At 66.8% G+C, this 20753-nt stretch carries 17 protein-coding genes; 9 read left to right on the top strand and 8 right to left on the bottom strand.

Going from position 1 to position 20753, the window contains the following annotated elements; genetic code table 11:
- Positions 1 to 38: 38 nt before the first annotated feature.
- The 4 genes from ABZ909_RS04585 to ABZ909_RS04600 are packed head-to-tail and all read right to left on the bottom strand — an operon-like array spanning position 39 to position 5563.
- Positions 39 to 1721, bottom strand: coding sequence for an ABC transporter family substrate-binding protein (locus tag ABZ909_RS04585; RefSeq protein WP_356996216.1), 1683 nt, complete (start codon positions 1719 to 1721; stop codon positions 39 to 41).
- A gap of 43 nt (positions 1722 to 1764) precedes the next feature.
- Positions 1765 to 3642, bottom strand: coding sequence for an ABC transporter ATP-binding protein (locus ABZ909_RS04590; protein WP_356996217.1), 1878 nt, complete (start codon positions 3640 to 3642; stop codon positions 1765 to 1767).
- Complete coding sequence (locus ABZ909_RS04595) at positions 3639 to 4586, bottom strand: ABC transporter permease (RefSeq protein WP_356996218.1); 948 nt, start codon at positions 4584 to 4586, stop codon at positions 3639 to 3641. The genes ABZ909_RS04590 and ABZ909_RS04595 overlap by 4 nt, the downstream gene beginning before the upstream one ends.
- Positions 4586 to 5563 (bottom strand): ABC transporter permease, encoded by a 978-nt coding sequence (locus ABZ909_RS04600; RefSeq protein ID WP_356996219.1) that lies wholly within the window; start codon positions 5561 to 5563, stop codon positions 4586 to 4588. The genes ABZ909_RS04595 and ABZ909_RS04600 overlap by 1 nt, the downstream gene beginning before the upstream one ends.
- Positions 5564 to 5822: 259 nt before the next feature.
- Between ABZ909_RS04600 and ABZ909_RS04605 the strand changes: the two genes are divergently transcribed.
- Complete coding sequence (locus ABZ909_RS04605; protein WP_356996323.1) at positions 5823 to 6623, top strand: HAD family hydrolase; 801 nt, start codon at positions 5823 to 5825, stop codon at positions 6621 to 6623.
- Between the two features lie 7 nt (positions 6624 to 6630).
- On the opposite strand, the gene ABZ909_RS04610 is transcribed toward ABZ909_RS04605, so the two are convergent.
- Positions 6631 to 8766: an N-acetylmuramoyl-L-alanine amidase gene (locus ABZ909_RS04610; RefSeq protein WP_356996220.1), complete on the bottom strand. Its 2136-nt coding sequence runs from the start codon at positions 8764 to 8766 to the stop codon at positions 6631 to 6633.
- 318 nt (positions 8767 to 9084) lie between these two features.
- Here ABZ909_RS04610 and ABZ909_RS04615 point away from each other — a divergent pair, with 318 nt between their 5' ends.
- The gene (locus ABZ909_RS04615; protein WP_356996221.1) at positions 9085 to 10512 is read left to right on the top strand and encodes a SpoIID/LytB domain-containing protein; all 1428 of its coding nucleotides are present in this window, start codon (positions 9085 to 9087) and stop codon (positions 10510 to 10512) included.
- Positions 10513 to 10529: 17 nt separating this feature from the next.
- Here the strand turns inward: ABZ909_RS04615 and ABZ909_RS04620 are convergent, their stop codons facing one another.
- Entirely contained in the window at positions 10530 to 11030 is a 501-nt protein-coding gene (locus ABZ909_RS04620; RefSeq protein ID WP_356996222.1) for a MarR family transcriptional regulator, read from the bottom strand.
- Between the two features lie 107 nt (positions 11031 to 11137).
- Here ABZ909_RS04620 and ABZ909_RS04625 point away from each other — a divergent pair, with 107 nt between their 5' ends.
- On the top strand, positions 11138 to 12076 hold the full coding sequence (locus tag ABZ909_RS04625; protein WP_356996223.1) for an EamA family transporter: 939 nt from the start codon (positions 11138 to 11140) through the stop codon (positions 12074 to 12076).
- A gap of 29 nt (positions 12077 to 12105) precedes the next feature.
- On the top strand, positions 12106 to 12744 hold the full coding sequence (locus ABZ909_RS04630) for an NAD(P)H-binding protein (protein WP_356996224.1): 639 nt from the start codon (positions 12106 to 12108) through the stop codon (positions 12742 to 12744).
- 87 nt (positions 12745 to 12831) lie between these two features.
- Here the strand turns inward: ABZ909_RS04630 and ABZ909_RS04635 are convergent, their stop codons facing one another.
- Positions 12832 to 13563: a S1 family peptidase gene (locus ABZ909_RS04635; RefSeq protein ID WP_356996225.1), complete on the bottom strand. Its 732-nt coding sequence runs from the start codon at positions 13561 to 13563 to the stop codon at positions 12832 to 12834.
- Between the two features lie 285 nt (positions 13564 to 13848).
- Between ABZ909_RS04635 and ABZ909_RS04640 the strand changes: the two genes are divergently transcribed.
- Together ABZ909_RS04640 and ABZ909_RS04645 are read left to right on the top strand one after the other, a co-directional pair.
- A complete protein-coding gene (locus ABZ909_RS04640) occupies positions 13849 to 14301 on the top strand; it encodes a DUF4189 domain-containing protein (protein ID WP_356996226.1) in 453 nt (150 codons plus the stop codon).
- Between the two features lie 73 nt (positions 14302 to 14374).
- Positions 14375 to 15130, top strand: coding sequence for a MerR family transcriptional regulator (locus tag ABZ909_RS04645; RefSeq protein ID WP_356996227.1), 756 nt, complete (start codon positions 14375 to 14377; stop codon positions 15128 to 15130).
- Positions 15131 to 15397: 267 nt separating this feature from the next.
- Here the strand turns inward: ABZ909_RS04645 and ABZ909_RS04650 are convergent, their stop codons facing one another.
- Positions 15398 to 16621, bottom strand: a complete 1224-nt coding sequence (locus ABZ909_RS04650) for a hypothetical protein (RefSeq protein WP_356996228.1) — start codon at positions 16619 to 16621, stop codon at positions 15398 to 15400.
- 318 nt (positions 16622 to 16939) lie between these two features.
- Between ABZ909_RS04650 and glf the strand changes: the two genes are divergently transcribed.
- From glf to ABZ909_RS04665, 3 genes are all read left to right on the top strand, one after another.
- Positions 16940 to 18136, top strand: a complete 1197-nt coding sequence (gene glf, locus ABZ909_RS04655) for a UDP-galactopyranose mutase (RefSeq protein WP_356996229.1) — start codon at positions 16940 to 16942, stop codon at positions 18134 to 18136.
- Between the two features lie 70 nt (positions 18137 to 18206).
- Complete coding sequence (locus ABZ909_RS04660) at positions 18207 to 20153, top strand: glycosyltransferase (protein WP_356996230.1); 1947 nt, start codon at positions 18207 to 18209, stop codon at positions 20151 to 20153.
- Positions 20150 to 20734, top strand: a complete 585-nt coding sequence (locus tag ABZ909_RS04665; RefSeq protein ID WP_356996231.1) for a phosphatase PAP2 family protein — start codon at positions 20150 to 20152, stop codon at positions 20732 to 20734. The genes ABZ909_RS04660 and ABZ909_RS04665 overlap by 4 nt, the downstream gene beginning before the upstream one ends.
- Positions 20735 to 20753: the final 19 nt, after the last annotated feature.

A 20753-nucleotide genomic window follows, 5' to 3' on the forward strand; every position in this document is an offset into this window, starting at 1 on the left:
GAGCGCCGGATAGGCCAGAGGATGACCCAGCCGGGAATTCACTTCAGGAAGCCGATTTTCGTGTAGTCGTAGCTGGCCAGGCCGGGCGCGCCGTAGTTGGCGAGATTGGCGCGGACGCCGATGTTGGCGGGGGACTGGATGAGCGGCAGGGAGTGGCCCTCCTCGAAGACCTTCTTGTCGACCTGATTGGCCATGTCGATGGCCTTTTGCGGGTCGAGCTCGGAGACGGTCTGCTCGATCAGGTTGTTGAGATCGTCGGAGCCGATGCGGCCGTAGTTACCCTGCACGTCGTCGGGGTGGTAGCCCCAGATCTGGTCGAGGCTGCCGAGCGGGAACAGATCACCCACCCAAACGAACTGCGCCATATCGAAATCGCCGGTCTTGATGTACTTGGGGAAGAAGTCCTGACCCGGCTTGGTGTCGATGGTCAGCTTCACGCCGATCCGGTCGAGATTCTGCTGAATGATCTGCGCCAGCTGCACCCAGTAGTCCTGGTTGTACATGACATCGCGGATCTCCAGCTTCCGACCGTCCTTCTCACGGGTGCCGCCGCCCGGCGGGACCTTCCAGCCGAGCGCGTCCAGTTCCTTGGCCGCGGTGTCGGGGTCGAAGCCGAGCGAATTGTCCTGGTAGCCCTTCTGGTTCGCCAGATAGACGTGGTTGTTCAGCGCCTTGGGATCGATGACGAGACCGTTCTCCATGGCCGTAGCGATGCCCTGCCGGTCTATGGCCTTGCCGATGGCCACCCGCAGCGCCGGGTCGGCCAGGATGGAGCCGGGTGCGCCATTGAAGGTCAGATGGGACCACTGGCTGCTGTTGGCCCGCCGAATGGTGATGCCAGCGGTGCCCTGGGCGGATTTGAGCTCGTCGCGGCTGGACAGTCCCACCGCGTCGATCTCATTGTTCTGCAGCGCGGGCACCGTGGCCGCGGCGTCGAGAATGCTGAAGGTGATGGTGTCCAGCTTCGGCGGGGCGCCCCACCACTTCGGATTGTGGCCCAGCGTGATTCGCCCTTGTGCGCGATCGACGGACTGGACGATGAACGGGCCCGCGCTGACGCCCATGGCGTTCACGAAACCCTTGTTGAAGGCATCGGGGGTCGCCGTAACGGACTTCGGGTAGAGGAAGCTGTTGCCTGCGAACTGGCCCTTCCACTCACCGAAATGCTTGTTGAAGGCGACGATGGCCTGCCGGTCGTCGACGCCGCGCTCGACCTTCTCGACCCGGTCCCAGCCCTGCGTGTTGCCGATCAGGAAGTCCTTGTTCCGACCGCTCAGCGCATTGGCTTGCGACGCGATGTCCTCCCAGGTGATCGGGCTGCCGTCCGACCAGACCGCCTTGGGATTGATCGTGTAGACGACCGTCTCGGGGTTGGTATTGGTGAGCTGAACGTCGGTGAAGTAGTCGGTGTCGATCGAGAGATTACCCGCCGCATCGGATTTGAACGCGCGTGGCATCGTCGGCCGTTCGACGCCCAAGACTTCGGCGTCGTTGCCGTCGACCTCGAGGGTGTTCCAGTTGGACGGGAACGAGGAGACGGCCAGACGCAGGTTACCGCCGTCGCGCAGATCTGCGACATCATGCGGATTGATGTCGCTGGTGGCTCCGAGGTCGGACGCCACCGCATTGGAATTGTCGTTGCCGCCGCCACAGCCGGTCGCCACTATCGACACGGCCACCAGTGGGACCGCGAGCTTGATGCCGATCGAGCGAATCCTCACCGGTTGCTCCTTCCATCGGAGTTCTGCTGGAACATTGTTCGCCCTATCCCGATACGACCGGGACAGGTACCGCGTCGATGAGGGCACGCGTGTACTCATGCCGAGGATCGGTGAAAATCTGTTCGGCCGCACCGTATTCGACGATCTGACCGCGATACATGACGGCGATATCGTGTGCGAGGTTGCGCACCACCGACAGATCGTGGGAAACGAACAGATAGGACAACCCGCGCTCGGCCTGCAAGTCGCGCAACAGGTTCAGTACACCTGCCTGGATGGAGACGTCCAGCGACGAGACCGGCTCGTCGAGCACCAGGATCTCCGGGTCCAGCGCAAGGGCACGCGCGATATTGATGCGCTGTTTCTGCCCGCCGGAGAAATCGGCCGGATATCGATCGGCGTGTTCGGGGCGCAAGCCGACCAGGCTCAGCAATTCCTTGACCCGGCGCTGGATTTCGTCGTTGGGACGGCTGTTCACGCGCAGCGGCTCGGCCAAGGTGTCGAAGATCGGCAGCCGGGGATCCAGTGACGCGGACGGGTCCTGGAACACGATCTGCATCTTGCGGCGAATCTCGCGGCGACGGACCTTGGTCAGCGTCGCGACATCGCTGCCGAGCACCTCGATGGTGCCGCTCTCCGGTGGGATCAACTCCATGATCTGGGTCAAGGTGGTCGATTTCCCGGAACCGGATTCGCCGACCAGGGCCAGAGTGCGGCCCGACTTGATCTCGAAGCTGACCCCGTCGACCGCCTTCACCTCACCGGTACGGCGTTTGAAGACCACGCCCTTGGTGAGTGGGAAGGTCTTCTTCAACTCCGAAACCCGCAACACCACCGCGTCATCGGTGGATTGGGGTTCCTCCGCGGGCGGTACCTCGTGGCGGTAGGCGGCGAACAGTTCCGCGGTTCCGATTTCGGCGACGCGGATGCATGCGGCTCGATGCCCCGGCTCGGTGTCCCGCAACGGCGGTTCCGCCGCGCGACAGTCGCCGACCGCGACCGGGCAGCGCGGCGCGAACGGGCAGCCGGGCGGCAGTGCGTGCATGGCGGGCGGCGCGCCCACGATCGGGACCAACGGTGCCCGCGCCGGACCGTCCAATCGCGGAATGGAACCGAGCAGACCGACCGTGTACGGCATTCGAGGTGCATTGAAAAGTTCTGCGGTGCGGGCAGTTTCGACAATCCGTCCGGCGTACATGACGGCCACCCGATCCGCCAGGGTGGCCGCGATACCCATGTCATGGGTGATGAAGACGACGCCCGCGCCCGTGATGTCGCGCGCCTTGCGCAGCAGATTCAGGATCTGCTTCTGCACGGTGACGTCCAGTGCGGTGGTCGGCTCGTCGCAGATGATGAGCTCGGGGTCATTGGCGATGGCCATGGCGATCACCACGCGCTGGCGCATACCGCCCGAGAACTCGTGCGGAAAAGCCTTGGCCCGAACCGAGGCATCGGGGATACCGACCAGGTCGAGCAGCTCCACCGCTTTCTCGGCGGCTTCGTGCTTGCTCATCTTTCCGTGCGCGAGCAGAGCTTCCGCGATCTGGTCGCCGACCCGGTAAACGGGGGTCAGGGCCGAGAGCGGGTCCTGGAACACCATGGAGATCTTGCTGCCGCGCAAGGCGGATAGTTGGCGGTCGCCCATGCCGAGCAGTTCCTGCCCGCGCAGCCGGATGGAACCCTGCACGCGGGCCTGATCCGGGAGCAACCCCATGATCGCCATCGACGAAACCGATTTGCCGGAACCGGATTCACCGACGATGGCCAGCACCTCACCGTCCTGGACGGTGTAGTTGACTCCGCGCACCGCCTCGACGCGGCCTTCTTCGCTGGGGAAGCTCACCCGCAAATCGGAGACCTCGAGCAGCGGCGCGGTGGTGGGCCGGATTCCATTGTCGGACATGCTTGCCTTGTCGGTCATGCCGCGGCCTTTCCGGCGGGCTTCGCCACCCGGTCCTTGCGGCGCGAGCGTGCGCGTTGTGAGCCGGGGTCGAAAGCATCGCGCAACCCGTCACCGACCAGGTTCGTGCACAATACCGTCAGAATCAGAAACCCGCCCGCGAACAGGAACAACCACGGGTAGGTGAGCGCAGACTTGGTGCCCGAGGCGATCAGCGTGCCCAACGAGACATCGGGTGGCTGCACACCGAATCCCAGGTAGCTCAGTCCGGTTTCGCCCATGATCGCCGCGCCCACGGCCAGCGTGGTGTCGATGATGAGGATGGAGGCGATGTTCGGGAGGATGTGGGTGGTGATGATCGTCCAGGTGGACGCGCCCATATATTTTGCGGCCCTGACGAATTCACGTTCCCGCAGACTGAGGGTCAGGCCGCGGATAAGCCTGGCGCTGATCATCCAGCCGAATCCAGCGAGCAGCACGATCAGCAATACGATGCTGCCGCTGCCCTTGGCACGCGGTGCGAACAGCGCGACGATGATAAAGCTGGGCATCACCAGCAACAGGTCGACAAGCCACATGATGGCGGTATCGGTCCAGCCGCCCAGCAGTCCCGCCACCGAGCCCGCGAAGGCCGCGATGAGGGCCGATATGAACGCCACCGAGAAACCGATGATCAGCGACTTCTGCAAGCCGCGCAGCGTCTGGGCGAGGACGTCCTGCCCGATCTGATTGGTGCCGAACGGATGCCGCCCGCTGGGTGGCTTCAGCAGCGCCGTGTAATCGAGCTGCTGGTAGTCGTATTTCAGCAGCGGTGGCAGCGCGAAACTGAGCACGAGCATCAACAACAGAATACTCAACCCGATCACCGCGGGCTTGTTGCGGAGGAATCGCCGCCACACCAGTTTGCGGCGTCCCGCCGCCATGGGCTCCGGCGCGCCCTGAACGATCATTTCGGTTTCGGTCATCACGCACGCACCCTGGGGTCGAGAATCGCGTAGACGATGTCGGACAACAGGCCCGACAGCAGAATCACCAGTGCGACGAACGCGGTGATGGTCACCACGGGGTACAGGTCCTGGGCGTTGATCGAATCCACCAACCACTCACCGACGCCGTGCCAGCCGAAGATCTTCTCGGTGAAGGTCGCGCCGGTGATGAGTGCGCCGAAGCTGTACGCGAACAGCGTCGCCATTGGAATGAGCGCGGTCCGCAATCCGTGCTTGTAGAGAGCCCGGGAGCGAGTGAGACCCTTGGCGCGCGCGGTTCGGATGAAATCGCTCTGCAGGACGTCGAGCATGGCATTGCGCTGGTAACGGCTGTATCCGGCGGCGGCACTGAGGATCAGGCCCAGGGTCGGGACGATCATGTGCTGGAGGCGGTCGACGAACTGATTCCATGCTCCGTGGATTGCGTTCGCCGAGGTCTCGCCGGTGTAATAGAAGATCTGCTGTCCGGTGGCCGTATTGATCTCGAGCGCACCGTATTTCAACAGAGTCGCGAGCAGGAACACCGGCGTGCTGAGGATCAGCAGGGATAGCACCGTGGTCAGATAGTCGCTGATCTTGTATTGCCGGATAGCCCCGGCCGCGCCGACCATCACGCCCAGCGCCGTGCCCACGATCGAACCGACCAGCAACAGTCGGAGACTGACCCCGATGCGACGCGGCAACTCCTGATTCACCGGCTGCCCGGCGAGGGTATGACCGAAATCGCCGTGTGTGACTACGCCTCCCACCCACTCCGCGTACCGCTGCGGGATCGGTACATCCAGCTTCAGCTCATCGCGTTTGGCGTCGATCACCGACTGCGGCGGCCGAGGATTGCGCTGCTCGAGGCTGTCCAGCGGGTGAAACGTGAGCGACGCGAGACTGAAGGTCAGGAACGACGCCAGCACCAGCAGCACGACATAGTTCAGCGCACGTCGCAGCAGAAAACCGGCCATCATTCCCTTTCGGGGTCGAGTTCTGACCCAGATCATAGGTAGTGAGGACCGTGAACGCGGGGTACGGACCGCGGATGCCACGGCAATCCGTGTGTTATTGCGCGCGTCTTCGTGGATGTGGAGGTCGCGGGGTGGTGTGGTGCGGGGCGGTGTCCGAAAGGTCTCGTTTATACGGCAGCGCCCGGAATCCACGGGCGCTGCCGTATTGGCTCGAGGCAGGATGGAGTAGGTGACGCTCTTTCACCTGCCCAAACCCAAGATGGTCGCCTCCGATGTGGACGGCACGCTCATCGACCACCGTGAGCAGGTGAGCGCCCGCACCAAGGCGGCGATCAATGCCCTCATCGCGGACGGGGTGCCGTTCGTGCTCGCCACCGGAAGGCCGCCGCGCTGGATCGATCCGGTCGTCGATGGGCTCGGCTTCTCGCCGCTGTGCGTGTGCGGCAACGGTGCGGTCATCTACGACAGCGCCGCGGATCGGGTGCTGGACACCCGCACCCTGGATATCGAAACCCTCACCTGGGCCGCCGATCTGGCCGAGCGCCTGCTGCCGGGCTGCGGCCTGGCCGCGGAACGGGTCGGTTTCAGCGCGCACGACGCGGCCACACCGCAGTTCGTCAGCTCTCCCGAATACGAGCACGCCTGGCTGAATCCGGACGACACCCAGGTCTCGCGCGCCGAGGTCATCTCCGCGCCCGCGATCAAGATGCTGATCCGCCTACCCGGCGCCGCCAGCTCGGACATGCGCGCCGTGCTGGACCCGCACTTGGCCGGCCGCGCGGACCTCACCTACTCCACGGACAACGGCCTGATCGAGCTGTCGGCCCCCGGCGTGACGAAGGCCACCGGCCTCGCGACCATCGCGCAGCGCCTGGGCGTCCAGCACAGCTCCCTCATCGCCTTCGGCGACATGCCGAACGATGTCCCCATGCTCCTCATGGCCGGCCACGGCGTCGCCATGGCCAACGCCCACCCCGAGGCCATCGCCGCCGCCGACGAGGTAGCCCCCTCCAATATCGAGGACGGCGTCGCCCGCACCCTCGAACGCTGGTGGTCCTGAACGAGATCTAGCTGGGCGCGGCCGCGGGGTTGGGGGCGGCCTGGGCGGGGGTGCCGGGGGCGGGAACGGGCTTGCCGGGGATGGGGTCCTGGACGGCGCCGTAGTTCTTCAGGACGGTGGTGACGATTCCGGTGAGTTTGTTGAAGATCAGGGCGCCGTTCTGGAAGTCGGTGCGGACGCCGTCCTGGACCGGATATTCATTGCTGGTGGGCATGCCGAGAAGGCCTGTGCCCGCACCCAATTGCAGGAAGCGCTCCAGAATTTTCCCGACCACCGAGAAGATCTGACCCGTCGGCGAGGAATACACGTAGCCATTGGTGAATTGGCCGTACTGGCCGCCGTCCGCCAAGGCGATCGGTTCCGCTTTCGGTTGTCCCAGTGGGCCGTTCGCGCCACCCTGATCGTTCCAGTAGCGGGCCACCGGACTGCGGTCGAGCATGCTCAGGATCTTCTGGGTGAGGTCGGCCAGGGCGGCCAGATCCACCTGGTTGTCGACGTCGGGGGCGGGTGCGGGCTGCGGATTGCCCGCGTTCTGGCCGGGCCGGACCCGCGTCGGACCGGGTTGCTCGGGCGTGTTCGTCCCTGCCGCCACATCCCCGGCGATCTGTCGGATCTTGTCCATCAGGGCGTAGACGGCGTCACCCGGGCAGGTGGTATTGCCGACATCGCGGTGCGCGAAGATGTTCGGTAGCTCGACCGCCTGTCCCAGAGCGTATTTCGTGTAGTCGCTGCCCTCCGAGTACATGGTGGTCCGGCCCTGGGGATCGATACCCGCCACCTTGGCACGCCAGCCGATGTACTTGCCGATCGCCTGGATGGACACGTCCGTCGGCGCCTCGTCCTCGTAGTCGCCCATCAGCGCGACACCGGCGGTATTGGTATTGAAGCCGCCCGCGTGCGCGCCCTCGACCGGCCGATCCAGGCCGCCATAGCGACCCTCGAAGATCTGCCCGTACTTGTCGACCAGGGCGTTGTAGCCGATGTCGCACCAGTCCAGCGTCTTCGCGTGATACGCGTAGATGGCGCGCACGATGCCCGCGGACTCGGCCTTGGTGTAGTCGTTGCGACCAGCGGTGTGGTGCACCGTGATCGCGGAGACGCCGTCGTCGTAGGTGGGTTCCTCGCAGCGCAGCGATTCGTCCGCGCCCCACTGCGCGCGAGTGATCACCTTGGGCCCGCCGCCGGGCAGCGGCTCCGCCACTGTCTGTAGGTTCTCGTCGATGCTGCCGCGGCCCGGATCGATCAGCACCGCGGCCAGCTTCTCCAGTTTGGTCTGCGCCGGATCGGCCGAACCATCGTCCAGCGGTTCGGGTTCGGCGGGTGCGGCGGCCGGCTTGCGGGTCACCAGCATCTGCACGGTCTTGGTATTGCCGACGTAGACCGGCTCGGTGCCGGTGCGCTTGCCCGGCGCGGGATGGTTCTTGCCGTCCTCGGTTTCGGCGTCGTACCAGGGTCCCCAGGTGCCGTCGGGGCGCTGAGCGCGGAGCTTGGTGGTGGTGCCGGCCAGGTCCGGCGCGGTGAGCGCGACCATGCTGAACGGGGTGTCCCGGGTCAGCTCCTTGACCTGTGCACCGACTTTGTCGACCAGGTCGGTGGGCACCGCGCCCGCGTTCAGCGCGGGGGTGCGCAGGTCACCGGTGAGGCCGGGCACGGGGTGCGGGCCGGGGGCAGCCGGATCATCGGCGGTCGGGATCGGAGCCGGAACCCCGGAATCGGCCGGGGCGACGGGCGTTCGACTGCCGGGACCCGGTGTGGTGGCGGGAGTTACTGGCACGGACGGGGTTTCGGCGCCCGGTGCCCCGGGGACCTCGGGCCCGGGTTCGGCGATGAAGCCGGGCGCGCCCGCGACCGGGGGGGAGCCGGGGGTGATGGGGGTGGCGTTGGGGAGCGATCCCGGCAAGGTGGGGCGGGCGGAGCGCGGCGCGGTGGCGGGCACTGGCTGCTGCTGCGGGTCGTTCAGCCGCGGTAGTGGGATCTCGCTGGGTAATTGGACGCCCGGAATGAGATTCGGCGGGATCGGAATCGACTTGGGCAGCGGCAACCTTCGTAGATCGGACAGGTGCAGATCGGGCAGGTCCAGCCCGGTGAGCTCGCGCAACGGCAGCACGATGTCGGGCGCCGAGGACAGCGCGACCTCTGCCATTTGTGCAGGTATAGCTGCCCAATTGCTTTCATCGGTGTTCCGGACATCCCGGGAATCGCTCAGCGCCAGAATGCCGACGGGAGCGGACAGCGCGAGGACGGTGATGACCGGGAGCGTATAGGCAGGTTTCGGTTTGCGATACGGCACAAGCATCTCCCATTCAGGTAAATCCGTCCAACCGCGCCCGGAGCACAAGCTTGCTACTTGGCGCATCAACGATCACACTAGTCCCTATTGTCACATTCTCTGAACGTAAGGTTGAGGCTTAGTTTTGGGTAACTCGAATGTAGCTTCGGCTCGAGACAGAACGGGTATGACATGCCGAACGGGTACCTAGCCGAGCGCCGTAGGCGGCGCGGTCTGCTCACCCTCTCCCTCGCTGTCGCGGCCACCACCGGCGGCACCGCATTGCTGTTCTGGGCCTGGCCCGACAATGCCTTCCTCTTCACCGCCGGCGCCGGTCACGGGCGCGGCCTGAGCCAGAACGGCGCCTTCGACAAGGCCGTCGCGGGCTGGGACGCCGACCGCATCCTGGCCAACTACTACTCCGGAGCCGATCTCGCCGACGTCGGCCGGACCACGGTCCGCGTCCGCCTCATGGAGCAGGACGACAAGACCCTCGACCTAGGCTCCGACGCCGTCTTCTACGTCGCCGGCCGCCGTGTCATCCCCGGCCAGGCCGCGCATCTGACCCCCACCGCCACCGGCGCCGACGTCACCATCACCCAGGGCTGCGAGGGAGACACCCTCTGGGAAGGCAGCACCGACGACCCGTGGGCCTACCCCGTCACCGACGGCACCGCCCGCCCCGCCAACGAACAGCTCGCGATCTGCGGCGGCAACGCCTACCGTGGCGTCCTCGGCGTCGCCCTCGACAATGGCTCCCCCCGCACCGTCAACGAGCTCGACCTCGACGACTACCTCAAGGGCGTCGTTCCCGCCGAAATGGTCCCCGGATGGGCCGACCAGGGCGGTACCGAGGCCCTGCGCGCCCAGGCCATCGCCGCCCGCTCCTACGTCCTCGCCGAAGACCGCTACTCCTACGCCCAGACCTGCGACACCACCGACTGCCAGATGTACCTCGGCACCGACAAGGAAGACCCCCGCACCACCAGCGCCGTCGAGGCCACCTCCGGCCGAGTCCTGGTGCGCGACAACCACCTCCTGCGCGCCGAATACTCCGCCGCCCCCGACGGCGGCCTCCCCACCCCCGCCTCCGCCATGGAGGTCGGCCCCGCCCTCACCGACTTCCCCGCCGCCGCAACCCCCAACCTCCCCTTCCTCAACCCGCAGTCCCCCCAAACCCAGCCCACCCCAACGGAATCCGACCCGGCCGCGCCCACCACCCCGGACCCCGTTACCCCAGGCACTGCGACCCCGGACGCGACAGTCCCGACCTACACCGACCCGACCAACACCGTCCCGGGCACCCGAACTCCAGCGACCCCGGGCAATGTCACCCCGGCGACCCCGGCGACCCCGGTACGCCCCACTCCCGACAACCGCTCACGGGTCACCACCCCTCTGCCGTCCCCCGGCAGCGCCGACCCCAACCCCATGCCCTCCGACCCCCGCACCGCCCCGGCCCCAGCGAGCTCGGGCCCGTTCAATCCGGTGATCCCGGCCGCGACTCCGGCTCCCCGGACCGTCTCCACCTCCACCCCGCCGACCTCCCCGGCCCCGGTCAACGCCCCGGCCCCGGCCGACGCCGCGGCACAACCTATCCCTCCTGCCTTGGCGCACTAGCGGTTTCGGCCAGCAGTTCAGTCCAAGGAGAGGTCGCCGAGGGATTCGGCGAACTTGCGGAGTAGGGGGATGAGGGCTGCACGGTCGGCGGGGGAGAGGTCGGCCAGGAGGCGTTGCTCGTTTTCCACGTGCAAAGGGAGGATTCGGTCGATCAGAGCTCGGCCGGAGTCCGTCAGGTGGACCTGGATGGCTCGGCGGTCCTTGGGGTCGGGTACGCGTTGTACCCAGCCTTTGGCGGTGAGACGGTCGATGCGGTTGGTGATGGCGCCGGAGGTGATCATCGCGGCCTTGTTGAGAGCGCCTGCGCTGAGGCCGGATTCGTTGCCGGAGCGGCGGAGGGTGGCGAGGACGTCGAACTCCCAGCGTTCCAGGCCCTGGGCTCGGAAGAAGTCGGAGAGCTCGCGGTCGACTATGCGGCCCAGGCGGGCGAGGCGGCCGAAGATCTCCATGGGGGAGGTGTCGATGTCGGGCCGTTGCTGACGCCAGGCGGCGGTGATCTGGTCGACGGCGTCGGGCACCGGCGGGCTCCTCTCGGGGCGGAATAAATCTCAACATTGAGATACTTGACGGTGAGGTATCTAGATGGTGTTATCTCAACGTTGAGATTATCAATGAGGAGCTATCGATGACCACCGCACGCGCCGGAGTCGCCGGACTCGCCGGGACGCTCGCCCTCACCGGGCTCGCGCCACTGGTCTGGGGGTCGACCTACGCCGTCACCACGACGTTCCTGCCGCCCGAGCGACCCATGTTCACCGCGCTCATGCGGGTGCTGCCCGCGGGGCTGCTGTTGCTCGCCATCACGCGGAAACTGCCGCACGGGCAATGGATTCCACGCGCGCTCGTGCTGGGCGGGCTGAACATCGGAGTATTCACCGCACTGTTGTTCGTGGCGGCCTATCGGCTGCCGGGCGGGGTGGCGGCGGTGCTCGCCGCGGCCGCGCCGCTGTTCGCGGTCGGGTTCGCCGCACTCGGTCTCAATGAGCGACTCACCGTGCGCAAGGTGGCAGCGGCGCTGATCGGGCTGGTCGGCGTGGCACTCGTAGTACTCAGGGCCACAGCCACTCTCGACACGCTCGGCATCATCGCCGGACTGCTGGCCGCCATCGCCATGGCCGCGGGCACGGTGCTGACCAAGCGCTGGGGACGGCCCGAGGGCATCGGCCCGCTGGCCATGACGGGCTGGCAGCTCACCTCCGGCGGACTCCTGCTGCTACCGGTCGCCGCCATCGCCGAGGGCGCGCCGCCCGCGCTGGACGGCCGGGCCATCGGCGGCTACCTCTACCTCGGCCTGATCGGTACCGCCGCCGCGTACGCGCTGTGGTTCCGCGGCATCGCCAAGGCCAATGCCACCTCGGTGGCCTTCCTCGGCCTGCTCAGCCCGCTGTCGGCGGCCGTCATCGGCTGGGCCGCGCTCGGCCAGGCGCTGGCCCCGCTGCAGATCCTGGGCATGGCCATCGCACTGGGCGGCACCCTGCTCGGCCAGACCGGATCCGCGCCCCGCACAACGGAACCCGCACCGCAAACCGATGACGACACTCCCAAGAACCGCGTCGCGGCTTGACCCGAACCCTCGATAAGGAGCGAAAGACCATGCAGATCACAGTGTTCGGAGCGAGTGGAGACGCCGGCAGCCGGGTCGTGGCCGAGGCGCTGAGCCGGGGCCACCGGGTACGCGCGGTCGCCCGCTCCGCCGAGCGGCTGCGGGAGCTACCCGCGCAGGTCGAGGTGTGGACCGGCAATGCCGCCGATCCCGCCGATGTCGAGAAGGCGGCGGCCGGCAGCGATGTCGTGGTCAGTGCCACCCGCCCGGTCCCGGGCCGCGAGCATGAACTGGCCGAGGTCGCCGCCGCGCTGCTGGAAGCCCTGGCGGACAGCGGAATTCGGCTGTTGGTGATCGGCGGCGCGGGCAGCCTCACCGTCGCTGGGACCGGCAAGACCCTCACCGAGCAGCCGGGCTTCCCGGCCGAGCTGGTACCCATCGCGGAGGGCGGCAGCCGCCAGCTCGAGGTGTTCCGGACGACCGCGCACGCGGTGAACTGGGCCTACGTCAGCCCGGCCGCACTGTTCGAACCCGGCGAGCGCACCGGCGTCTACCGCCTCGGCCGGGACGACCTGCTCACCGACGACGAGGGCAATTCCTCGATCTCCATGGAGGACATGGCCGTCGCCCTGCTCGACGAGATCGAACAGCCCGCGCACCACCGGACCCGCTTCACCGTCGGCTACTGAAAAACCGTACGGCACAACAGAACACCTGGATATACGCCGCGGGGCGTGACCGGAATACCCGGTCACGCCCCGCGGCGTAGAACTGGATCAGGCGACGTGGAAGCCCGCGCCCGCCCCGCCGTGCGCGTTGATGTCCGCCAGCACGGTGCTGATATTGGTGGCCAGCTCCGGCTCGTGGATCAGGTTGCCGCCCCCGGTGCACAGCGGCAGCTCGATGCTGACCGGCCCGGCGTCGAAGTCGGTACCCGCCACCACCATGCCGATCAGCTGGTCGCCGCGCAGCACCGGCGCGCCGGAGTCACCGTGGTTGGCGCACACCTGGCTGCGGAAGTAGGTGGACTTGGTCTCCCAGACCGGGCCGCAGGTGAAGCCGGTGGTGCGGCCGTTCTTGCAGACGTTCTCCCCGATCTGCGGCGGCGCGCCGACCGAATTGATGACCGACTGCGCGACCTGACGGGTCGGGTTCACCCGGTCCGGGTTGAACACGATGATGCCCCAGTCCATCTCCTCGCTCTTCTCGGCGACGACGCCGATGCCCCCGGAGCGGGTGTACTCGGCCGCGACACGCGCGCCGACCTCGCCGCAGTGGCCGGCGGTCAGCCCCACGAGCTGGTTCTTGTTGTCGTAGCCGATGGCGGTGATGGTGCAGTCGTTGACCGAGCTGGAGTCGGTGAGGTCCTCGACATAGACGCCGGAACCACCGCCGAGCACCACCGGTGCGGCCGCGTCCGCGGGCCCGGCGAACAGGAGCGTGGAGCTCACGGCGGTGGCGGCCACGGCCGCCCAGGACAGAACTCGGGCGCGGCCCGCAGACAACATTGGGTTTTCCTCATCCCCCGAATAACGAAATTCGTGCGCGCGCGGAAATCGGGAGTCCGGTAGCGCGCGCGTGGAGCATGTCACGCCCGCCTACCCGGCGCAAGTCATGTCCGGCCCGACCGATTCGATGGCCTATTCGGAAGGCTTTGCCCGCCAGCAGGTTCCGGCGCGAAACCGACTTGGCCGTGTCGGTGGCCCGTGATAGAACTCCGGCAGTGGTGATCGCACCACCGGAGTGCAAGCGGAGCGGCCATTTTCGCCGCTGCCGAATGGGGAGAATTTCTAATGGCTTTTTCGGGCAAACTCGCCCTGACCATGTTCGTTTCCGCTGCCGCGGTACTGGTTTCGACGGTGGGGGCCGGCGCCGCGAGCGCCGAGCGCGGACCGGACGGCTCGCTGTACGGCTCGCTCGCCATGAGCACCGACGGCGGCACTTTCTACGGCGCCGCCTGGAACTACCCGAGCTGGGGTGGCTCCGACGCCGACGCGCTGGGCCAGTGCGGGCACCGCGGCTGCAAGATCATGGTGCAGTTCCGGGACGGCTGTGGCGCCATCGCTGAGAGCGACGACCACACCTACTACTACGGCGGTTCGGGCAGCAACCGCGCCGACGCCGAGCAGGACGCCATGACCCGGCTGACCAACTGGATGCCGTCGCCGCCGGCCATGTTCGGCAGCTCGGCCCCGGCGAAGCAGGGCGTGCACATCCGCTACACCCAGTGCACCGACGGCGCCTAGCCTTGACCTTGACGCAACGTCAACTTGCATCCTGAATTCGTCGAGGAGAACGAGGGGAACGAAAGGCCCGAACGTGGCAGCCGAATGGTCCATCCAGGAATTGGCCAAAGTGGCCCGAACCACCAGCCGCACCCTGCGGCATTACGGTGACCTCGGGCTGCTGCCGCCCAGCCGGATCGGATCCAACGGCTATCGCTATTACGACCAGGAATCCCTCGTACGGTTGCAGCGCATCCTTTTGCTCCGGGAACTCGGCCTGGGCCTGCCGGCCATCGCCGAAGTCCTCGCCGGGCAAAAGGACACCGCTGCCGCCCTGCGCACCCATCTGGAATTGCTGAAACACGAGCAGGACCGGATCGCGCGCCAAATCACCTCGGTGCAAACAACATTGCGCAAAACGGAAGCAGGCGAGCAACTGATGGCGAACGAGGTATTCGACGGATTCGACCACGCCCAGTACCAGGACGAGGTCATCGAACGCTGGGGCAAGGACGCCTGGGACAGCGGCAACCGCTGGTGGAACTCGATGAGCGAGGCCGAGAAGAAGGCCCACCTCCAGACCCATGTGGATATCGCCGCCGACTACGGTCGCGCCCGCGCGGCCGGAGTCCCGGTCGACAGCGACGAGGTACAGGCGATCGTGCAGCGCCACTACGACTGGCTCGGTACGACCCCGACGGGCGGACCCGTCAGCGCCCAGTACTTCAACGGTCTCGGTGACATGTACGTAGCCGACCCGCGATTCGCGAAGAACTACGACAAGCACGGCGAGGGAACCGCCGAGTACGTCCGCGACGCGATCCGGGTGTACGCCGACACCCGGCTGTAGCCGCAACCACTTCCGCAGCCCTTTCGGCCGTCGCCGAAAGGGCTGCCATCGTCACCGGCCCGGCACCGGACGAATCGTATTGCGCATGTCTTCAGAGCCTCGGATCACGGTGTGCACCAGAGCCTTCCGGGTCGGCACCGGATGATCAGCCGCCCAGCCCGATGAGTTCGATCTCCATATGGAACGGCTGGGTCGTCCGCAGCAAACCGGAAAGCGAACAGCCGCCCGGTCTTTCGACCGGGCGGCTGTTGCGCTCTCAGCGGCGGATCAGGCCGCGCACATGGACTGCATGACGCCCCGCAGGATCGGCGCACCATAGGTGGTGGGTGCGAAGGCGATGGCCTGGGCGATGCTCAGCGGGGTCAGGATGGTGTTGGCCACCCCCGTCCAGCCGGCCGCCATATTGCCGACGGTCATCAGCAGGCTGGTGGTGTCCAGCGTGAAGGTGATGAGCGCGAAGACGTTCTCCACCTTCACATCCGCCAGCGGCACGGTGTTCAGTGCGCGGCCCTCGTAGATGTCGAAGCCCAGGTTGGCCAGGAAGGTGAGCGGGCCGTAGTCCAGTGCGTCCACGATCGGCCCGAGCTGTTCGGTGCGGCGCAGCATCATGACGTCGGCGACCCGGTTGTCGCGCAGGAAGCCCTGCAGCGCATCGGCATTGGCATTCACGGTGGCCGGATCGACGGGCAGCCCGGCGGCGGTGGTGAGGAAGTTGCGGGTGCGCTCGACCAGGTTGGAGGTCGTCAGCTCGGCCAGCGGGGTGCAGTTGCCGTCGGTCTTCACCAGCTGGTTGGCCAGATCGATGAGCGGCTGCGGCACGTCCACATGCTCATCGGGCAGGTCCAGCTGCAGCTTCTGGTAGACGCCATTGGCATTGCAGCCCAGCGACAGCTGCGATTGCACCGCCCTGGCCAGCGACTTCACGCCGTTGAACAGTTCGCCGACGATCGGCGAGAGCACAAAGCCGACAGTCGGCACCAGGCTGGCGGCGAACTCGGCCGGGATCTTCACGATCCGGGTGGCGAGGATGAACACCTCGACCACGTCCTTCACCTTCAGCTGCGAGATCGCGATGGCCCGGTTCAGCCGCCCGGTCCGGATCGCGTCCAGGTTGTTGACGATGTAGGTGACGATCGGGTCGTCGAGGAACTGGGTGCGGTCGTTCACCTCGTCCGGACTCAGCGGCAAGCTGTCGCGGTGCACGTGGATCGTCGCGATGTTGTGTCGGAAGTCATTGACCGCCTGGTCGTAGGCGGTCTGCTGGCCGGCCGGGACAGCGGTGCGGACCGCGGTGGCGGCCGCGGTGATGACGTCGTCGAAGGTGGCCGCGGACTTACCGCAGACCTCCCCGGCGTCGGTGATCTCGGCGGCGGCGAGGGTGTCGCCCTCGTCGGCGTGGGCGGGCGCCACACCGGGGACCAGTGCGGCAGTGCCCATGACGGCGGTGATGGACAGCGCACCCACTAGTGGGGCGAATCGAGCGAAGCGCATATACGTGGTCTTCCGGGTCGAGCGAGGGGCACGGCCGCCGCATATAGCACACGGCAACAAACTGGTCGGATGTTTAGTTTTAGGGTGGAGATGTAATACAGCTCCCGTGACGCCGCTGTCTGCGCCTTCATGAACTCTGCGCAAAAATCTTGCGACCAATCCCACACGGCGGGATGGCCCGCGTCACTCTACTGAGCCCCGCGTGGCGCCAGTCACTGCCCTCCATATCGCCGCGGCATCGACTCCACACCCAGTCCGTCGGCCTTCACCGCCGGAGCCCACGCGCGCTCCCCGGCCATGCCGGTAGTCTGGGCAGCCGTGACCGTCGCATCCCCGTTCGATCTCATCGTCGTCGGCTCCGGCTTCTTCGGGCTGACCATCGCAGAACGCACCGCCAACCTGCTCGGCAAGCGAGTTCTGGTGGTAGAACGCCGCTATCACCTGGGTGGCAATGCGTACTCCGAGGCGGACCCGGAAACCGGCATCGAAATCCACAAGTACGGCGCCCACCTTTTCCATACCTCGAACAAGCGCGTCTGGGATTACGTCAACCAGTTCACCGAGTTCACCGGCTACCAGCACCGCGTCTTCGCCATGCACAAGGGCCAGGCGTACCAGTTCCCCATGGGACTGGGCCTGTTGTCGCAGTTCTTCGGCCGCTACTTCACCCCGGACGAGGCCCGCGCGCTGATCTCGGAGCAGTCCGCCGAGATCGAGACCCAGGACGCCACCAATGTCGAGGAGAAGGCCGTCTCGCTGATCGGACGCCCGCTCTACGAGGCGTTCATCCGGGACTACACCGCCAAGCAGTGGCAGACCGACCCCAGGGAACTGCCCGCCGGCATCATCACCCGCCTGCCGGTCCGCTACACCTTCGACAACCGCTACTTCAACGACACCTACGAGGGCCTGCCGAAGAACGGCTACACCGCGTGGCTGTCGAAGATGGCCGAGAACGACCTCATCGAGGTTCGCGTGGACACCGACTGGTTCGAGGTGCGTGACGAGATCCGCGCCCAGAACCCGGACGCCCCGGTCGTCTACACCGGCGCGCTGGACCGCTACTTCGACTACGCGGAGGGCGAGCTCGGCTGGCGCACCATCGATTTCGAGACCGAAGTACTGAAAACCGGTGACTTCCAGGGCACCTCGGTCATGAACTACAACGATGCGGACGTCCCGTTCACCCGCATCATCGAGCCGCGCCACTTCCACCCCGAGCGCGACTACCCGACCGACAAGACGGTCATCATGCGCGAGTTCTCGCGCTTCGCCCAGACCGGCGACGAACCGTACTACCCGATCAACACCCCCGACGACCGCGCCAAGCTGCTGGCCTACCGGGAGCGCGCCAGGACCGAGACCACCGAGGCCAAGGTGCTGTTCGGTGGCCGCCTGGGCACCTACCAGTACCTGGACATGCACATGGCCATCGGCGCGGCGCTCAGCATGTTCGACAATGTGCTGCGCCCGCACCTGGAGTCCGGTGCGCCGCTGGTGGATCAGGAGGTCTGATGAGCCACACTGCGCAGCCCGCTGATCAGGCCGACGGGGTGCGGGAACTCCCGCAGGATCGAGCCGCCGAATGACCGCCCAACTCACGCGGGAAGACATGACCACCGAGACTCGCGCCGTATCCCTGCTCCAGCGCGTCATCCTGCCCCGGCCGGGTGAACCGCTGGACGTGCGCAAGCTGTACCTCGAGGAATCCGGGACCAATTCCCGTCGCGCGCATGCCATTACGCGCACCGCGCTGGCCATCGGCGCGGAGTCGGAGGTCTCCTTCTGCACCTACTTCAACGCGGTCCCGGCCAGCTACTGGCGGCGCTGGAGCGTACTGAAGTCGGTGGTGCTGAAGTTGGAGCTGTCCGGCCACGGTCGCGTGGACGTGTACCGTTCCAAGGCCGACGGCTCGCGAATCCACGTGCAGGGCAACGAGTTCAGCACGCCCGGTGAGGGCGCGGCGGCCGCCGCCTTCGTGGAGTTCGAGGTGGATCTGGGCCCGTTCGAGGACGGCGGCTGGATCTGGTTCGACATCACCACCGACAGCCATGTCGAAATGCGCAGCGGCGGTTGGTACGCGCCGGTCGAGGCGCCGGGTGAGGGCAGCATCGCCGTCGGCATGCCGACCTTCAACCGCCCCACCGACGCGGTGAAAACCCTGACCGCCCTTGGCTCCGACCCGCTGGTGCTGGAGAAGATCAAGGCCGTCATCATCCCCGACCAGGGCACCCGCAAGGTGGTGGACGAGCCCGGCTTCACCGAGGCCGCGGCCCGCCTGGCCGGTCGGCTGGCCATCCACGACCAGCCCAACCTGGGCGGGTCCGGCGGATACAGCCGGGTCATGTACGAGGCGCTCAAGACCACCGACGCCGAATACATCGTCTACATGGACGACGACATCGAGATCGAGCCGGACTGCATCCTGCGTGCGCTGGCGTTCTCGCGATTCGCCAAGTCGCCCATCCTGACCGGTGGCCAGATGCTCAACCTGCAGGAGCGTTCGCACCTGCACGTGATGGGCGAGGTAGTGGACCGTTCCATATTCATGTGGACCGCGGCCCCGAACGTGGAGTACGACCACGACTTCGCCAAGAACCCGCTGCGCGACCGCGACAACTCCAAGCTGCTGCACCGGCGCATCGACGTCGACTTCAACGGCTGGTGGACCTGCGTCATCCCGCGCCAGGTGGCCGAGGAGCTCGGGCAGCCGCTGCCGCTGTTCCTGAAGTGGGACGACGCCGAATACGGTTTGCGCGCACGCGAACACGGCTACCCGACCGTCACCCTGCCGGGTGCGGCCGTGTGGCACATGGCCTGGTCCGACAAGGACGACGCCATCGACTGGCAGGCCTACTTCCACCTGCGCAACCGCCTGGTGGTGGCGTCCCTGCACCTGCCGAACGACGGCCGGCCGATGGTGGTCAACACCATCAAGGCCACGCTGAAACACCTGCTGTGCCTGGAGTATTCGACGGTCGCCATCCAGAACGAGGCGATCCGCGACTACCTGGCCGGACCGGACAAGCTGTTCGAGCTGCTGCCGACCGCGCTGGGCAAGGTGCACGCCATGCGCAAGGAATACCCGGACGCTGTGATCGTGCCGTCCTCCACCGAACTGCCGCTGGCCTCGCACGCCGAGGTGGGCGCGGTCGGCGAGCCCGGCAATCCGATCGCCAAGGTGGCCCGGCTCGGCAAGGGTGTGCTGCACAACTTCCGCAAGGCCAACCCGAAGCACCACGAGACCCCGCAGCTGAACGTGCCCACGCTGGACGCGCGCTGGTTCCTGCTCTCGCAGGTGGACGGTGTCACCGTTACCACCGCCGACGGCCGCGGCGTCGTCTACCGTAAGCGGGATCCGCGAAAGGCCATGGAGCTGTTCAAGGAAGCGATGCGGCTGCGCAAGGAGCTGGCCGAGCGCTTCCCGGAGGTGCGCGAGCAGTACCGTCGCGCGCACGCGCAGCTCACGAGCAAGGCCGCGTGGGAGAACGTCTTCGGTATCGATACTGAATCAGGAAACGAACCCAAATGACCGCTGCTCACACTGCTTCCGGCCCGGACCGAGGCCTGCACGTGGTCCCGGACGCGCCGGCGGCCCCGGTCGCGTCCCCGGCCGAGGTCAAGATCATCAACCTGGTGCAGGGCACCATCGGGCAGAACCCGGCGGTCGTCAAGGCCGCGCGCGGTATGTCGCATTTCGGTGAGCACTCGCTGGGCTGGCTGGGCATCGCCGCGGCCGGAGCGCTGCTCGACAAGCCGCGCCGCCGCCAGTGGGCGGGCGTGGCCGTCGGCGCGTTCGGCGCGCACGCGGCCTCGGTGGTCATCAAGCGCATTGTCCGCCGCCCCCGCCCGCACGATCCGTCCGTGCAGGTCAACGTGTCGACACCGTCGAAGCTCAGCTTCCCGTCCTCGCACGCCACCTCCACCACGGCGGCGGCTGTGTTGCTGGGCAGGCTCACCGGGCTACCCTTGCCTGCGGTGCTCGTCCCGCCGATGCTGCTCTCCCGGGTCGTTCTCGGCGTGCATTACCCCTCCGACGTGCTCGCGGGTTCCGCGCTGGGCGCAGCATCAGCCGCAGCCGTGCTCGCCGCCGAAAAGAGACTCGCCAAGTGACAGCCCAGGAAAGAGCCAC

This window comes from Nocardia sp. NPDC046763 (assembly GCF_040645495.1).
Lineage (GTDB): Bacteria > Actinomycetota > Actinomycetes > Mycobacteriales > Mycobacteriaceae > Nocardia.

Bases quoted from the DNA above. Each gene is read 5' to 3' on its own strand.
- ABZ909_RS04615 (WP_356996221.1), top strand. From the start codon at position 9,085: ATGCCGAACGGGTACCTAGCCGAGCGCCGTAGGCGGCGCGGTCTGCTC.
- ABZ909_RS04595 (WP_356996218.1), bottom strand. From the start codon at position 4,586: ATGACCGAAACCGAAATGATCGTTCAGGGCGCGCCGGAGCCCATGGCG.
- ABZ909_RS04630 (WP_356996224.1), top strand. From the start codon at position 12,106: ATGCAGATCACAGTGTTCGGAGCGAGTGGAGACGCCGGCAGCCGGGTC.
- ABZ909_RS04625 (WP_356996223.1), top strand. From the start codon at position 11,138: ATGACCACCGCACGCGCCGGAGTCGCCGGACTCGCCGGGACGCTCGCC.
- ABZ909_RS04590 (WP_356996217.1), bottom strand. From the start codon at position 3,642: ATGACCGACAAGGCAAGCATGTCCGACAATGGAATCCGGCCCACCACC.
- ABZ909_RS04660 (WP_356996230.1), top strand. From the start codon at position 18,207: ATGACCGCCCAACTCACGCGGGAAGACATGACCACCGAGACTCGCGCC.
- ABZ909_RS04635 (WP_356996225.1), bottom strand. From the start codon at position 13,563: ATGTTGTCTGCGGGCCGCGCCCGAGTTCTGTCCTGGGCGGCCGTGGCC.
- ABZ909_RS04650 (WP_356996228.1), bottom strand. From the start codon at position 16,621: ATGCGCTTCGCTCGATTCGCCCCACTAGTGGGTGCGCTGTCCATCACC.
- ABZ909_RS04640 (WP_356996226.1), top strand. From the start codon at position 13,849: ATGGCTTTTTCGGGCAAACTCGCCCTGACCATGTTCGTTTCCGCTGCC.
- ABZ909_RS04665 (WP_356996231.1), top strand. From the start codon at position 20,150: ATGACCGCTGCTCACACTGCTTCCGGCCCGGACCGAGGCCTGCACGTG.
- ABZ909_RS04600 (WP_356996219.1), bottom strand. From the start codon at position 5,563: ATGGCCGGTTTTCTGCTGCGACGTGCGCTGAACTATGTCGTGCTGCTG.
- ABZ909_RS04610 (WP_356996220.1), bottom strand. From the start codon at position 8,766: ATGGCAGAGGTCGCGCTGTCCTCGGCGCCCGACATCGTGCTGCCGTTG.
- ABZ909_RS04605 (WP_356996323.1), top strand. From the start codon at position 5,823: ATGGTCGCCTCCGATGTGGACGGCACGCTCATCGACCACCGTGAGCAG.